Consider the following 15,133-nt stretch of genomic DNA (forward strand, 5'->3'; position numbering starts at 1 on the left):
GCTGGCGGCCGCCTCTCAGGCTCATCAATGCGGAAACGGCCACATGATGAGCTTCTCCCTGATGATTTGCCAGAAGCGGGCGAGTCCGTGCGGCTCGATGACCAGAATGGCAATGATCAGCGCGCCGACGATCATGGTGTTGAGGTGCTCGACCATGGCCGACGAGATCGGGATGCCGAAGGTCGCCGGCAGCGTGTTGAGGATGACCGGCAGCGCGACGATCAGGATGGCGCCGAGGAAATTGCCGAGCACGGAGCCAAGCCCGCCGATGATGGCGATGAAGAGCACGCGGAATGACAGCGCGATGTCGAAGGCGACCGGCTCGGCCGCGCCCCGCCAGAGGAAGACGAACAGCGCGCCGGCAACGCCGACCACGTAGGACGAGACGGCAAAGGCCGACAGCTTGGCCTTCATCAAATTGATGCCGACGAGCTCGGCGGCGATGTCCATGTCGCGCACCGCCTTCCACATGCGGCCGATGCGCCCGCGCGTGATGTTGATGGCGGCGATGGTGATCAGCGTGACGACACCGAGCACGAAATAATACTGCACGATGGCAAGCGCGTTGGGGCCGAAGACCGGCGTGCCGAACATCTCGACCGTCGGCACCTGGATCGAGCCGGACGAGGCGTAGTTGCAGAGCCACGCCCATTTCTCGAACAGCCAGACGAGGAAGAACTGCGCGGCGAGCGTCGCGATGGCGAGATAAAAACCCTTGATGCGCAGCGACGGCAGGCCGAAGGCGACGCCGACGGCCGCCGAGAAGAAGCCCGACGCAAGGATCGCCACCAGCACGTTCATTTCGGGGAAGATGGTGATCAGCTTGAAACAGGCATAGGCGCCGACGCCCATGAAGGCGCCGGTGCCGAGCGACAATTGCCCGGCATAGCCAGTCAGGATGTTGAGGCCGAGTGCGGCCAGCGAATAGACGAGCACCGGGGTGAGCAGCGCCTTGAAGGTGAACTCGCTCGCCGTCAGCGGAAAGATGACGAAGGCAAACAGCAGGATGACGCCGAGCAGCCAGGCGTCCTGCCGCACCGGGAACAGCGCGTGGTCGGCGGCGTAGGATGTCTTGAACTGGCCGGCGGTGCGGTAGAGCATCTACACTCTCTCGATGATGCGTTCGCCGAACAGGCCTTGTGGCCGGAACAGCAGCACGATGAGGGCCAGGACGAAGGCGAACCAGGATTCGGTGTTGCCGCCGAGAAGCGGCTGGCCCCAGTAGATCTCGAACAGCTTTTCGAGGATGCCGATGGCGAGGCCGCCGACAATGGCGCCGGTGACCGATTCCAGCCCGCCGAGCATCAACACAGGCAGCGCCTTGTAGGCGATGACCTCGAGCGCGAAGGAGACGCCGGCCCGCGCACCCCAGACGATGCCGGTGGCGAGCGCGATGACGCCGGCGATGAACCAGACGATGACCCAGATGGTCGACAGCGAGATGCCGACCGACAGCGCGGCCTGGTGGTCGTCGCCGAGCGCCCGGATGGCGCGGCCGATGCGCGACTTGTTGAGGAAGAGAAGCAGCACCGCGACGAGCACGCCTGCGCCGACGACGGCGGTCAGGTCCTTTTGTTCGATCAGCAGGAAGCCGCCGAATGGCTCGAACTCGAAGCTGCCCGTCGGGATGTAGAGCGCCTCGGTGATCATCACCTTGTTTTCGCCGCCGAAGATGATCTCGCCGAAGCCGATCAGGAACAGCGTGATGCCGATGGTGGCCATGAACAGGATCATGTCCGGCTGGTTGATGAGCGGGCGCAACACAACGCGCTCGACGGCGACCGCCAGCAGGTACATGACGAGCAACGTCAGCGGCAGCGCGAGCAGCGCCGGGACGCCCTTTTCGTGCAGGCCGACCAACGTCAGCGCCGCGAACACGACCATGATTCCCTGCGCGAAGTTGAATATGCGCGAGGATTTGTAGATCAGCACGAAGCCGAGCGCGATCAGCGCGTAGAGCACGCCGGCGACCAGCCCTTCCCACAGGACCTGCAGCAGAAAATCGGGGGCCGCGACCATGTCGGCGAACGGTTTGACGAAAATTGCATCGAGAAGGTTCACAGTATCTCCTTCAGGCGCGCGTGGTAGAGCAGCAGGATCGTCTTGGCTTCAACGATAGCACCGCTGGCGACCATGGCCAGCGCATCGTCGAAATCGATTTCGAGAACCTCGATATTCTCGGTCTCGCCTGCGGCGCCGCCGCCTGCGGTCGGCCGGTCGGCCGGATCGTATTCCGCGAGGAAGAAGTGCAGCCGCTCGGTGACCGAGCCCGGGCTCATGAAGATGTCGAACACGCTTTCGACGTCGCCGATGCGGTAGCCGGTCTCTTCCGCAACCTCGCGGCGGATCGCGTCGCCCGGCGCATCGTCGTCGAGCAGGCCGGCGGCGGCTTCGATCATCTGGCCGTCGGCGACCCCGTTGAGAAAGGCAGGCAGGCGGAACTGGCGGGTCAGCACGACTGTCCGGTGCGCCCGGTTGTAGAGCAGGATGGTGGCGCCGTTGCCGCGATCATAGGCCTCGCGGACCTGCGGCTGCCAGCTTCCGTCCGGCAGGCGCAGTTCGTAGTCGTAGCGTTTGAGGTGATACCAGCCGGACGAGAGTTCCGTGGTGGCAAGCATGCGCACCCCGCTCTCCTCGGCGGGTGGAAAGGTGGTGGCCGCGGTGGGCCTGGGACGCACGCTCAAGACGCCGCCTCCCCGACCGGCGCGGCCACACGCCCGGTGCGGCCGGACCGGCCATGCTGCAAAGGGGTTGGTCCAGCCATCGCCGCCACTATGGCAGGAGCTGCGGGAACAGGCCGATCACGCCGATCAGGATGAGATAGAGCGCGACGATGTAGTTGAGCAGCCGCGGCATGATGAGGATCAGCACGCCGGCGACCAGCGATATCAGGGGTGTTATGGCAAGTTCGGAGAGGACCATTCGCGTTTCCTTCGGTTTCAGTGAGCGACGCCGAGATAGGCGTCTATGACCCGGCTGTCGGACTTGACGGCGTCGGGCGTTCCGTCGGCGATCTTTTCGCCGTAGTCGAGAACGACCACCCGGTCGGAAAGGTCCATGACCACGCTCATGTCGTGTTCTATGAGTGCGATGGTGGTACCGCGCTGCCGGTTCACGTCGATGATGAAGCGGCTCATGTCTTCCTTCTCCTCGAGATTCATGCCCGCCATCGGCTCGTCGAGCAACAGCAGCGACGGCTCCATGGCAAGCGCGCGCCCGAGTTCCACCCGCTTCTGCAGCCCGTAGGGCAGCTTGCCGACGGGCGTTCGGCGGATGTGCTGGATCTCGAGGAAGTCGATGATCTCCTCGACCTTCTCGCGGTGCTCGATCTCCTCGGCGAGTGCCGGCCCGTGCCACAGCATCTGCCAGAAAAGGTTGCGGTGCATGTGCACGGAGCGCCCGGTCATGATGTTGTCGAGAGTCGACATGCCCTTGAACAGGGCAACGTTCTGGAAGGTGCGCGCGATGCCCTGGCGAACCGCGTGATGCGGCCTCATGCCCTTGCGCTCCTTGCCGTGGAACCAGATCGTTCCCTCCTGCGGCGTGTAGAAGCCGTTGATGACGTTGAGCATCGATGTCTTGCCGGCCCCGTTCGGGCCGATGATGGCGCGGATCTCGCCCACCTTCACGTCGAAGGAGATGTCGGTGATGGCCCTGACACCGCCGAAGGAAAGCGAGACGTTGCGGACGTCCATCAGGACCTCGCCGGGGGCGGCACGACTGTCGGCGACTGCCGCCGGGTTGGCCAGGGTTGACGGCGAGTTCATGCCGCTTCCCTGCGCGGCGTATCTGCCGCGGGATAGGTCCTGGCGTCCATGATCCTGACCGTCGCCCGCACCACGCCCTTGCGGCCGTCCTCATAGGTCATCTCGGTCTCCACGTATTTTTCCGTCGAGCCGTCATAGAGCGCCTCGATCAGCGAGCCGTAGCGCTCGGCGACGAAGGAGCGCCTGACCTTCAGCGTGCGCGTGAGTTCGCCGTCGTCGGCGTCCAGTTCCTTGTGCAGCACCAGGAAGCGCCTGATCTGCGCTCCCGACATCATCGGTTCGCGCGACAGCCTCAGGTTGGTGGCATCGACATGGCCGGCGATGATCTCGGCGACCTGCGGATTGCCTGCAAGCTCCTGGTAGGAGGCGTAGGCGATGTTGTTGCGCTCGGCCCAGTTGCCGACCGCCTGCAGGTCGATGTTGATGAAGGCGGCGCAGAAATCGCGGCCGTCGCCGAAGGCCACCGCTTCCTTTATGTCGGGGAAGAATTTCAGCGTGTTCTCGATGTATTTCGGCGCGACGAGTTCGCCCGTCGTCAACTTGCCGACGTCCTTGGCGCGGTCGATGATTTTCAACTGGCCGTCCTTGTCGAAGAAGCCGGCGTCGCCGGTCTTCACGTAGCCGTCGCCTGTCATCGTCTCGGCGGTCGTCTCGTCCTGGTTGAAGTAGCCCGAGAACATGCCGGGCGAGCGGAACTGCACCTCGCCGCTGTCGGAGATGCGGATGTCGACATTGGGCGCCGCCGGGCCGACGGCGTCGGAGCGCACCGCGCCGTCCTTCTGCACGGTGACATAGAGGAATGCCTCGGTCTGGCCGTAGAGCTGCTTGAGGTTGATGCCGAGCGAGCGGAAGAAGGAGAACAGGTCCTGGCCGATCGCCTCGCCGGCGGTGTAGGCGACGCGGATGTTGGAGAAGCCGAGCACGTTCTTCAGCGGCCCGTAGATCAGGACGGAGCCGAGGGCGTAGGACAGCCGGCCCGAAAGCGGCACCGGCCGGCCCTCCAGGATCGCCTCTCCGTAGCGCTTCGCGACGTCGATGAAGTGACTGTAGAGCTTGCGCTTGATCCAGCTGGCGTCCTCCATGCGGATGGTCACGCTGGTGAGCAGTCCCTCGAAGATGCGCGGCGGCGCGAAATAGAAGGTGGGGCCGATCTCGCGCAGGTCCTGCGCCACCGTCTCGGCGCTTTCCGGGCAGTTCATGCACAGTCCGGAGACATAGCCCTGGGCGTAGTTGAGATAGTGGTCGCCGACCCAGGCGAGCGGCAGGTAGGCAAGCACGCTGTCCCGCTCGCTGAGATTGTCGAATGCCGCCGTGTCGCACGCAGCACCCACGGCGTTCCGGGCCTTCAGCATGACGCCCTTGGAGCGGCCGGTGGTGCCGGACGTGTAGAGCATGACGCAGATTTCGTCGCCGTTCGCGGCAGCAATGTCGGCGGCCCAGCGATCTGCCAGTTCGGGTTCGGCCGCGAGCAGCGCCCTGCCGTCCGCCTGCACGTCGGCGAATGCGTGCAGCCCTTCCATGTCGTAGTCCCCGAGGCCGCGCGGCTCATCGTAGATGATGGTCTTGAGGGCGGGGATGCGCTCGGCGCAGGAGTCGATCTTGTCGACCTGCTCCTGGTCCTGGACGACTGCGAAGCGGACACCGGCATGGTCGAGCACGTAGGCCATCTCGTCGGCCACCGCGTCGGCATAGACGGGGACCGGGACGGCGCCGAGCGACTGCGCAGCGGCGAAGGTCCAGTAAAGGCGCGGCCGGTTCGCGCCGATGACGGCGATCTTGTCGCCGCGCGAAAGCCCAAGCGCCTGTAGCCCGAGCGCCAGCGCCCTCACCTCGTCAAGCTGCGCGCGCCAGGTCCAGCTCTGCCAGATGCCGAAATCCTTGTGGCGCATGGCTGGACTGTCGCCCAACCTGTCGGCATTGCGCAGCAGGAATTTCGGAAATGTATCCAGTTCGCCGGCCGAGGCCGCCGCCGCTGTCATACTGCTCCTCCCGTTCCGCATTGTTCGCGGTTATTGCGACCATAATGCCAACGGCAGGCTCACGCGCAAGCCCGTCCTTTGTCCAATACACGCCTGTTGGCAGCCCTCAGGCAGCTTCGCGATAGTATTTCGCAGTCGGCAGGATTGTCAGTGGGCCCAGTTCGCCGCCCGCCGGGCGGGAGAACAGCAGGCGCTGTTCCATCGGCGTCGACTTGAAGAAGGGAAACCGCTTGAAGAAGCGTTCCTTGTTCGCGTGCGCGTTGGTGCGGTAGAGCACGACGCGGTTATAGACACCGGGATAGGAGCGCGGTTCGCTGATCTGCTCGGAGTAGTAGATGCGCTTGTAGAAGCCAGCGTGATCCTCGCGCACCGTCGACAGGCCGTATGGCGCTGCGAAGTGGAAGCAGGCCATAGGTGCCAGGCGCAGCACCACGTAGGGCAGATGCGGATAGATTCGCGTCCAGTCGGGATCGGATGCGAAGCGGCTGGGGCAGACGAAGCTGTCACCGCGTTCGAGCATCGGGCGCACGATATCGCCGAATGCCTTGGTGGACGGCGAAAGCGGTGTTTCCAGCGTGACGTGATGGATGCGCAGCGTGCTGACAAGCCGCTGGTCGACGTAGACGCCGAAGCGATAGACGTTCGGCGCCTCGTCGAGCTCGTCGCTGATCGTCTGGTTCTCGCTGTCGGGAACCATGTCGTTCGAGCGGTATGCCTTGTAGCGAAGCCTGTAGATGTCTTCGAGATCTTCACCCTTGTCGCAGCGCCGGTATTCGGTCCGGGCGAGCAGGCTTTCCACATGGTGGACGAAGGGAGAGGTCCTGGTCTCTTGTACGATGCTTCTGGCTGTGGGTGTCGAAACTGGTACTGTGGTCAATCCACCGGTCATTTTCCCGTCCCTACTCGACCCCATCGATCAGGTTAGGGAATCATTCTAATATGTAAAGATTAAATTTAATTTTCACTCAGTCACGTTACGTTAACCTTAACGCAGCAGTGCCAATACGGCACAACGTCTGCGATTTTTACGTCAGGACTGGCTAGATCAGTCGGCGGTGCCGGCGGAGATGGCGGCGCGCTTGGCGACGCGGATGTCCTTGGCGAACGGCCATACGGTACCGGTCATGGTCTGGATGCCGGCGGCCGACAGGGCCGAACCGAACAGGAAGCCCTGCACGAGGTCGGGCTTGACCTGGAGGGCCAGGATCTTGAGCTGCTCGAAGGTCTCGACGCCCTCGATGGTGACGGTCAGGCCGAGCGGCCGCGACAGGTTCACAATGCCCTTGAGCAGTTCGAGCGAACGGCTGTTCTGGCCGACGTCGATGAGGAAGCTGCGGTCGATCTTGACCTTGTCGAGCGGCAGCTTGTGCAGGTAGCTCAGGCTGGAATAGCCGGTGCCGAAATCGTCGAGTGCGATGCGCACCCCGATCTCCTTCAGCTCCTCGATATAGTCGCGGGTCAGCGACTTGTCGTCGAGCAGCGCGGTCTCGGTGACCTCGATCTCGAGGCGGTGCGGCGCCAGCCCGGTCAACTCGAGCACATGGCGAATCTTCTCCACGACCTGCCGGTTGCGAAAATCCTTTGCCGACAGGTTGACCGAGACGCTGATCTCGGAGGGCCAGCGTACGCATTCGGCGCAGGCCGCGTTGAGGACGAAGTGGCTGATCTCGGAAACGATGCCCATCTCTTCGGCCAGCGGGATGAATACAGCCGGTGAAATCGGGCCGAGGTCTCGGTGCTCCCAGCGGCAGAGCGCCTCGCAGCTGTCGATGCGCATCGTGTCCATGGCAACGATCGGCTGGTAGACGACGCGCAGTTCCCTCGCCTCGATGGCGGCCCTCAGATCGGCCTTCATGAGCTGGCGGTTGCGGAAGGCCGCGTCCATCGCCGCTTCGAACAGGCGCCAGCCGTTCTTGCCGAGTTCCTTGGCCTTGTAGAGCGCCAGGTCGGCCTTGACGATCATCGCGTCGACGTCGGTGTCCTTGACGCGCGACAGCACCGCGCCGCCACTTGCCTGGATGCGCAGGGAGTGGCCGGCGACATCGATCTCGCCCTGCAGACCGGCGAATAGCTGGTCGAGGATGCCGGCCAGATGGCTCTCGTCCTCGACATGGTCCACGAAGACCATGAACTCGTCACCGCCGAACCGGCTGACCTTGACCGAGTCGCTGGCAAAGGCCGCAAGACGCTCCGCGACGGCGTAGATCAGGCCGTCGCCGACCGGATGACCGAGCGTGTCGTTGACGCTCTTGAAGTCGTCGAGGTCGAGCACGGCCAGGCCGCAGCGGCGGTCCTGCTCGCCGGCCAGCATGGCCTCCACGACGATCTCGTGGAAATAGGCGCGGTTGGGCAGGCCCGTGAGGTTGTCGAAGCGCGCCATGGAGCGGATCTTCTCCTCGGCCTCGACGCGCTGCGAAACATCCTCGAAGGTGATGACGCCGAGTTCCTGGCTGCCCTCGCGCGCCGAGAACTCGTAGTGCTGGCCATTCGAAAACGAAACGAGGACCTTGCGGTCCCGGCCTTCGCGCAGAGCGCTGGTCAGTTGCGCCTCGACGTATCGGCAATCCTTGGCAGCGAGCATGCCGCCCGCCACCCCCCGCATCAGCAGGGCGTGGACCGATCGTCCGAGCAGCGCGTCCGGCGAACTCAAGAGCAAAAGTTCTGCCGCCTCGGCATTGGCCACGACGACCCGCCCATCGGGCCCGATCATGACGAGGCCGTGCGACATGGTGTTGAGAGCGCGGTTGAAACGCTGCGCGATGCGCTTGGCCTTGCGCTCCTCGAAGATCGCCGAGAACAGCACGTCGCGCACCGTGTCGGCGTAGCGATGGATGGCGAGCAGGAAGGGTGCCGAGAGGAGGCCGAGCGTGACGTGATAGAAGTCGCCGCGCAGGATGAAGCCGAGCGACATCGGGCAGGTCAGCGTGATGATCAAAATGATCACCATGCGCGGCGAGCCGTAGTTTCGTCCGGCAATGCCGGTGGCCGTCGCCAGCGATATGCAGACCGCCGCCGTCTCGGCAAAACTGTCCTGCACAAAGTAGATGGCGTAGAAGCAGAACAGGCCGAGCGTCAGCCCGTGCATGGCGCCGTACATGATGTAGGTATTTTCGCGCCTGCGCGCTTCCTCGCGCGTCACCAGAGGCGGCAGCGAGGAGTACTTGCGCATGTTGAGCACGCGCACGATGCCGACGCCGATCATGCAGACGACGAAGGCCCCGAAGGCCATGATTCCGGTCTTTGCCCACACCAGGCCGATCAGCGCAGTCTGTGCCGAAATGCCGATCGCCAGCGTAAATCCGTCGCGGAAAAGAGTTTCCACGAACGGAATGTAGACGTCGACCGGCAGGTCCTGTTTTCTCTTTGCAGTCACGACGGCTTCCGTTGTGGGAGTCAATTGCTGCCACAATCGCCTTAAGAAAGGCTTAGAAGGCGCCTCCCGCCGCATGCAACTGGCGCACGCAAGCCATGCAAAACAAAGGAAAGCGGCTGCCGAACCCGGCCGTCCGCTATTCGGCCGCCTGGAGAACCGGCTTTCCGGCGATTGCCGTCAGCCGGTCGACAAGCCGGTCGCGCTCGCCCGCCGCCTTTTCGGCGCTCGCCTGCCGGATATGGCCATAGCCACGGATCAGCGCCGGGACCGAGGCAAGCGCCGCTGCGGCGTCGATCGTCTCCGGCGCCAGCGACTTTTCGATGAGCTCGAGATCGCCCTCGTACTGCGCCAGCAGCGCACGCTCCATGCGTCGCTCGGCCGTGTAGCCGAAGACGTCCAAAGCCGTGCCACGCAGGCGTTTCATCGCCGCCAGCAGGCGGAAGCCCTTCATCATCCACGGCCCGAAGGTCGACTTGCGCGGCATGCCGTCGGCGCCCTTGCGGCCCATGATCGGCGGCGCCAGGTGGAACTCCAGCCGGTCCCAGGCCTGGAACTGTCCCGACAACTGTTTCGCGAAAGAGCCGTCCGTGTAGAGCCGGGCCACCTCGTATTCGTCCTTCATCGCCATCAGCCTGAAGAGCTGGCGCGCGGCGGCTTCGCTCACGAGCGTCGAACCGGGCGCGGACTCTTCCTCGGCGCTGCGGATGGCTGCGATGCGCTTGGTGTAGCGCTCGGCATAGGCCGCGTCCTGGTAGGCAGTCAGGAATTCGGCGCGCCTGGCGACGAGGTCGTCGAGCGTCTGTGACGGCTCGACGCCGTCGGCCTGCCCGGCGACGAGGTCGCGCACGAAGCCTGGTTCGTGCCCGGCACGGCGGCCCCAGCGGAAGGCAGCGACATTCATCGCCACGGCCTGTCCGTTGAGTTCGATGGCCTTTTCAACGGCCTCTGCCGACAGCGGCAGGCCACCATGCTGGTAGGCGATGCCGAGCATGAACATGTTGGCGCCGAGCGAATTGCCAAACAGAGCGGTCGCGGTGCGCGTGGCCTCGAAGAAATGCGCCTTCTCCTCACCGGCCGCGGCGCGGATCGCCTTCTTCAGCCGTTCGACGGGCAGCGAAAAGTCGGCGGAGCGGGTAAATTCGCCCGGCATGACCTCGGCCGTGTTGGCGACGAAGAGCGTGTGGTTCTCGCGCACGGCGGCGAGCACCTTCTTGGCGCCGGAGACGACCAGGTCGCAACCGAGGATGAGGTCGGCCTTACCGGCGGAGATGCGGATGGCATGAATGTCTTCGGGCGTGCGGGCGATGCGCACATGGCTGAATACCGAGCCGCCCTTCTGGGCGAGGCCGGCCATGTCGATCATGCCGCAGCCCTTGCCCTCGAGATGCGCCGCCATGCCGAGCACTGCGCCGATGGTGACGACGCCCGTGCCGCCGACACCGTCGATGATGGAGGCCCAGCCGTCGCGGTCGAGCGAAAACTGCGTCGGCTCCGGCACGCCGGAGAGCGGATCAGTCTGGCCGGCCACGCCCTCGGCCTTGCGGATCTTGGCGCCATGCACCGTTACGAAGGACGGGCAGAAGCCGTTGACGCAGGAAAAGTCCTTGTTGCAGCTCGACTGGTCGATGCGGCGCTTGCGCCCGAACTCGGTTTCGACCGGCTGGACGGACACGCAGTTGGATTTGACGCCGCAGTCGCCGCAGCCTTCGCAGACCAGTTCGTTGATGATGACCCGCTTGTCGGGGTCGGGATAGGTGCCGCGCTTGCGCCGGCGGCGCTTCTCCGCCGCGCAGGTCTGGTCGTAAAGCAGCACGGTAACGCCGGGAATGTCGCGCAGCTCCCGCTGCACCATCTCCATGTCGTCGCGGTGGTGGAAGGTAGAGCCGGCGGGAAACTGCTTGCGGTCGCCGTACTTGTCGGGCTCGTCGGTGACCACCGCGATGCGCTCGACCCCCTCGGCCCGCACCTGGCGCGCGATCATGTCGACGGTGAGGTTGCCCTCATGCGGCTGGCCGCCGGTCATCGCCACGGCATCGTTGTAGAGTATCTTGTAGGTGATGTTGGCGCCCGACGAGAGCGCGAAGCGCAGCGCCAGCACGCCGGAATGGTTGTAGGTGCCGTCGCCGAGATTCTGGAAGATGTGCCCGCGCTTCGAGAAGGGCGCCTGCCCGATCCACTGTGCGCCCTCGCCGCCCATCTGGGTAAAGCCGATGGTCGAGCGGTCCATCCACAACGCCATGAAATGGCAGCCGATACCGGCGCCTGCGATCGATCCCTCCGGAACCTTGGTCGAAGAATTGTGCGGGCAGCCGGAGCAGAAGAAGGGCGTGCGCGAGCCGATGTCCTTGGTGTCGGCGAGCATCGCCTGGTACTGCCTCAGCCGGCTGACATGGGCCGCGATGTCCTCCGACGGGCCGATGGTCTTGAGCACCCGCTCGCCGAGCGCGATGGCGATGTCGTTGGGGTCGAGCGCGCCCTTGGCGGGGAACAGCCAGTCGCCGCGCTCGTCCTTCTTGCCGATGACGGTCGGCTGCATCGCGGTGCCATAGAGGTCCTCGCGCACCTGAACCTCGATCAGCGAGCGCTTTTCCTCGACGACGATGATGGTTTCGAGGCCGCGGGCGAAATCCCTGATGTGTTCGATGTCGAGCGGCCAGGGGCAGCCGACCTTGAACAGCCTGACGCCGATCTGGTTGGCGCGCGCCTCGTCGATGCCGATGTCCTCCAGCGCCTGGCGCACATCGAGATAGCTCTTGCCGACGGTGATGATGCCGATCTTCGGGTTGGCGCCGCCGGAATAGATGGTTCGGTTCAGCCCGTTGGCCCGGATGAAGGCGGCGGCGGCCGCGCGCTTGTACTCGTGCAGCCGCGCCTCCTGGCCGAGGAAATCGATCTCGTGGCGGATGTTGAGCCCGCCGGGCGGCATGTCGAATTCGGGGATGACGATGTTCAGCCGCTCGAGCGAGGCATCGACGGAGGCCGTCGATTCGATGTTGTCCTTGACGCATTTGATGGCCGCCCAGGTGCCGGCGAAGCGCGACAGGGCGAAGCCGTAGAGTCCGTAGTCGATCAGTTCCTGCACCCCGCCTGGATTGAGGATCGGGATCATCGTGTCGACGAACAGAAACTCCGTCGCATGCGCATTGGTCGAGGATTCGGCGGTGTGATCGTCGCCCATCAGGGCCAGCACGCCGCCATGCTTCGACGAGCCGGCCAGATTGGCGTGGCGGAAGACGTCGCCGGAGCGGTCAACGCCGGGGCCCTTGCCATACCAGACCGAGAACACGCCGTCATGCTTGCCTTCGCCGAGAAGCTCGGTCTGCTGCGAGCCCCAGCAGGCGGTGGCAGCCAGTTCTTCGTTGAGGCCGGGCTGGAAGACGATGCCAGATCCGGCGAGCTGTTTCTTGGCGCGCCACAGCTGCTGGTCCAGCCCGCCGAGCGGCGATCCGCGATAGCCCGAGACGAAGCCCGCCGTGTCGAGGCCGGCCAGTCGATCGCGTTCGCGCTGCATCAGGAGCATGCGCACAACGGCCTGCGATCCGGACAGGAAGATGCGTTGCTTCTGAAGGTCGAACTTGTCGTCGAGAGCAACGTCGTGGAGCGTCATTGGCTGGTCCTCTGCGGAAGCCGAACGGACTTCTACGGCTAACGTTAGGTCGCTTTGTGACAGTGTTTCTTTGCTTTCGGGCGGCGTCAAACGAAAACCGGACCGCAAAGGCAATGCGCAATCGAGCAATCGGCCGACCGCGTTGGCGCGCAACAATCGGTCGCCCGGATGCAAGGACTCACAACTTTGTTACGGCGCAGAACCAAGGGAACAAGACCGCCGGCCGGGACCTCCCGCGGCGCTACAAGGGGTTTGGGCAATCAGCAGATTCGACGCTGTCGAGCTTGCCGTCGGGATGGCCGGCCATGTCGGGATTGAGCTCATAGACCGGGCCGATGACCAGCGGCCGGTCGGGCAGGATCGACTGGTCCAGGTTCGACGTCATGGTCACCGCCAGCCGCTGCAGCAAGTCGCCTTTCGGATCCTCGATGCGGATGTCTACGGCATAGGGCCGGTCCTTGACGACGCAAGAGAGCGGGGGGCTGGTCAGCGTCTGGTGGCGCAGTTTCGGCCACAGCTTCTGGCGCAGTTCGAGCGGCTCGCCCCCGGCCGGGTCCTCGAAGTGCACGACGGCGAAATTGCCCTCGCCGAACGGCTGCAGCGCGTCAAGCGTGATGACATAGGTGGCGATGCCGAGCCGGTAGTTGAACTCGAAGAGCTTGCCCTTGACTGCGAACCACTCGCCTTCCCCGCCGCTGTCGCGGCAGGCGGCGAGCGCCAGCAAACCGGCGACGATGGCTGCGGCAAACCGCAAGGTTGACCGACGGTGCTCAGGCATCGGCGGATTCCCGGTTGCGGTGGTAATGCCGCTTCGCCTTGTGGCGGTTGCCGCATACCGCCATGTCGCACCAGACGCGGCTGGCGTTGCGGCTGGCGTCAAGGAACAGCCAGTTGCAGTTCGGGCAGATCTTGACGCGGCCGAGACTGCCGCCCGACAGGAGCGAGAGCGCCGAAACGGCAAGCGCCGCCTCGAAGGCGAGCGGCCGCGACGGATCGCCGAAAGGCATGCCGGGTACGCCGAGCGCGCCCTCCCCTTCTTCGAGGCCGGCGGCGCAGGCGCGCAGCAGCGCCGGCAAATGTGCCGCCTCCATGCTGCCCGACAGCGCGGCCAAACGGAACAGCCGGTCGGACGCCTCGCGGATCGCCAATACCAGCGGCGCAGACCGCTCGGCGTCGTGCACCGCAAGCGGCCTGCCGCCGAGTTCGGCAGCGCGAAAGCTTGAGGCCGCGGCGGCGAAGCGGGAAATCTCCGAGGGATCGTCGAAACGGTCGAAGCTTCGCACGGCATCGCCGCGATGAACCACCGTATTGGTCGTGTCGAACACCAGTGCGCCGCCCGAGAAGCGATGTTTCGTCCAGGAAACCGTCATGCAGAATTATAACCGGCAACAGACGTTTGACAAGTTAGAATACATGGCTCACCCTGACCGCTCGCGCGGCGCTCTCGGCAGCTGGACGGCCATGCACTACTTCCTGCAGCAGTTCCTGAACGGCGTACATTCGGGCGCACTCTATGCACTGCTCGCCTTCGGCTACGTGCTGGCCAACGGCATGCTGAAGCGCACCAACCTGGCGCACGGCCCGGTCTTCGCCTTTTCCGGCCAGCTGCTGATACTGGTCGCCGTATTCGGCTGGCAGGTACTGTGGCTGACCCTGCCGGCAACCATAGCGCTCGGCACCGTCGCTGCGTTCGCCTATGCCGCGCTGGCCGCATGGATCCTGTCGCGCAGCGTTTTCCTGCCGCTCGCCAACGGCTCGCCCAACGCCGTCGTGGTCGCGACCCTCGGCGTCTCTCTGGTGCTGATGGAACTGGGCCGCATCGCAGCCGACACGCGCGACTTCTGGCTGCCGCCGACGCTCGCAACCGCCGTCACCTTCGCGGTCTCGCAAGACGGGTTCAGGGTGACGCTGACTGTCGTGCAGCTGATCGATTGCTCCGTCGCCACCGCCGTAATCCTGCTTGCGGGGCTGATCGTGGCGCGCTCGCGTTTCGGCCGCAACTGGCGCGCCGTCAGCGACGACAGGCTGGCCGCCGCGATGTGCGGCATCGACACGCGGCGCGTCTTTCTCACCGCCGTGCTTGTCGGAGCCATGCTTGCCGCGCTGGCCGGTATCATGGCCGCGCTCTACTACGGCAACATCAGCTTCGACACCGGAATGGTCTTCGGCCTGAAGGTGCTCTTCGTCACTGCCGTTGGCGGCTACCGCGACCCGCTGCGCGCGGCGGTCGGCGCCGCCGGTTTCGGCGTCGCAGAGTCCCTGTGGTCGGGATATTTCCCGCTCGAGTGGCGCGACGCCTGGATGTTCGCCCTGCTTGCCGCGATGCTTGTGCTGCGGGCATCGGACGCTGCTCCGGAGCGCCAACAGGCCCTGTCCTGAGGCATTTTGCCTCGCATTCGGGCAATCT

General features: G+C 64.8%; 12 protein-coding genes. 1 reads left to right on the forward strand and 11 read right to left on the reverse strand.

The genetic code is table 11. The features are described 5' to 3' along the window. Positions 1-24: 24 nt before the first annotated feature. The 11 genes from ACT2BZ_RS01955 to ACT2BZ_RS02005 all read right to left on the reverse strand — a co-directional run bounded on the left by ACT2BZ_RS01955 (position 25) and on the right by ACT2BZ_RS02005 (position 14,096). The gene (locus ACT2BZ_RS01955; protein ID WP_457938895.1) at positions 25-1,101 is read right to left on the reverse strand and encodes a branched-chain amino acid ABC transporter permease; all 1,077 of its coding nucleotides are present in this window, start codon (positions 1,099-1,101) and stop codon (positions 25-27) included. Beyond that, positions 1,102-2,019, reverse strand: a complete 918-nt coding sequence (locus tag ACT2BZ_RS01960; RefSeq protein WP_457941446.1) for a branched-chain amino acid ABC transporter permease — start codon at positions 2,017-2,019, stop codon at positions 1,102-1,104. A gap of 38 nt (positions 2,020-2,057) precedes the next feature. After that, positions 2,058-2,618: an NUDIX domain-containing protein gene (locus tag ACT2BZ_RS01965; protein ID WP_457941447.1), complete on the reverse strand. Its 561-nt coding sequence runs from the start codon at positions 2,616-2,618 to the stop codon at positions 2,058-2,060. A gap of 154 nt (positions 2,619-2,772) precedes the next feature. Then, on the reverse strand, positions 2,773-2,922 hold the full coding sequence (locus ACT2BZ_RS01970) for a DUF3096 domain-containing protein (protein ID WP_457938896.1): 150 nt from the start codon (positions 2,920-2,922) through the stop codon (positions 2,773-2,775). 17 nt (positions 2,923-2,939) lie between these two features. After that, on the reverse strand, positions 2,940-3,767 hold the full coding sequence (locus ACT2BZ_RS01975; RefSeq protein WP_457938897.1) for an ABC transporter ATP-binding protein: 828 nt from the start codon (positions 3,765-3,767) through the stop codon (positions 2,940-2,942). Further along, a complete protein-coding gene (locus ACT2BZ_RS01980) occupies positions 3,764-5,746 on the reverse strand; it encodes an AMP-binding protein (protein ID WP_457938898.1) in 1,983 nt (660 codons plus the stop codon). Before ACT2BZ_RS01980 ends, ACT2BZ_RS01975 begins: the two co-directional genes overlap by 4 nt. 106 nt (positions 5,747-5,852) lie before the next feature. Further along, complete coding sequence (locus ACT2BZ_RS01985) at positions 5,853-6,623, reverse strand: N-acyl amino acid synthase FeeM domain-containing protein (protein WP_457938899.1); 771 nt, start codon at positions 6,621-6,623, stop codon at positions 5,853-5,855. Positions 6,624-6,791: 168 nt separating this feature from the next. Beyond that, positions 6,792-9,119, reverse strand: coding sequence for a putative bifunctional diguanylate cyclase/phosphodiesterase (locus ACT2BZ_RS01990; RefSeq protein WP_457938901.1), 2,328 nt, complete (start codon positions 9,117-9,119; stop codon positions 6,792-6,794). A 136-nt stretch (positions 9,120-9,255) separates the two neighbouring features. Beyond that, positions 9,256-12,726 carry an indolepyruvate ferredoxin oxidoreductase family protein gene (locus ACT2BZ_RS01995; protein ID WP_457938903.1) on the reverse strand — a complete coding sequence of 1,157 codons (3,471 nt, stop codon included), beginning with the start codon at positions 12,724-12,726 and terminating at the stop codon, positions 9,256-9,258. A 241-nt stretch (positions 12,727-12,967) separates the two neighbouring features. After that, positions 12,968-13,504 carry a hypothetical protein gene (locus ACT2BZ_RS02000; RefSeq protein WP_457938905.1) on the reverse strand — a complete coding sequence of 179 codons (537 nt, stop codon included), beginning with the start codon at positions 13,502-13,504 and terminating at the stop codon, positions 12,968-12,970. Further along, a complete protein-coding gene (locus ACT2BZ_RS02005) occupies positions 13,497-14,096 on the reverse strand; it encodes a CGNR zinc finger domain-containing protein (protein ID WP_457938907.1) in 600 nt (199 codons plus the stop codon). The genes ACT2BZ_RS02000 and ACT2BZ_RS02005 overlap by 8 nt, the downstream gene beginning before the upstream one ends. A 91-nt stretch (positions 14,097-14,187) precedes the next feature. Here ACT2BZ_RS02005 and ACT2BZ_RS02010 point away from each other — a divergent pair, with 91 nt between their 5' ends. After that, a complete protein-coding gene (locus ACT2BZ_RS02010; protein ID WP_457941448.1) occupies positions 14,188-15,105 on the forward strand; it encodes a branched-chain amino acid ABC transporter permease in 918 nt (305 codons plus the stop codon). Positions 15,106-15,133: the final 28 nt, after the last annotated feature.

This window comes from Mesorhizobium sp. 10J20-29, from assembly GCF_054130485.1.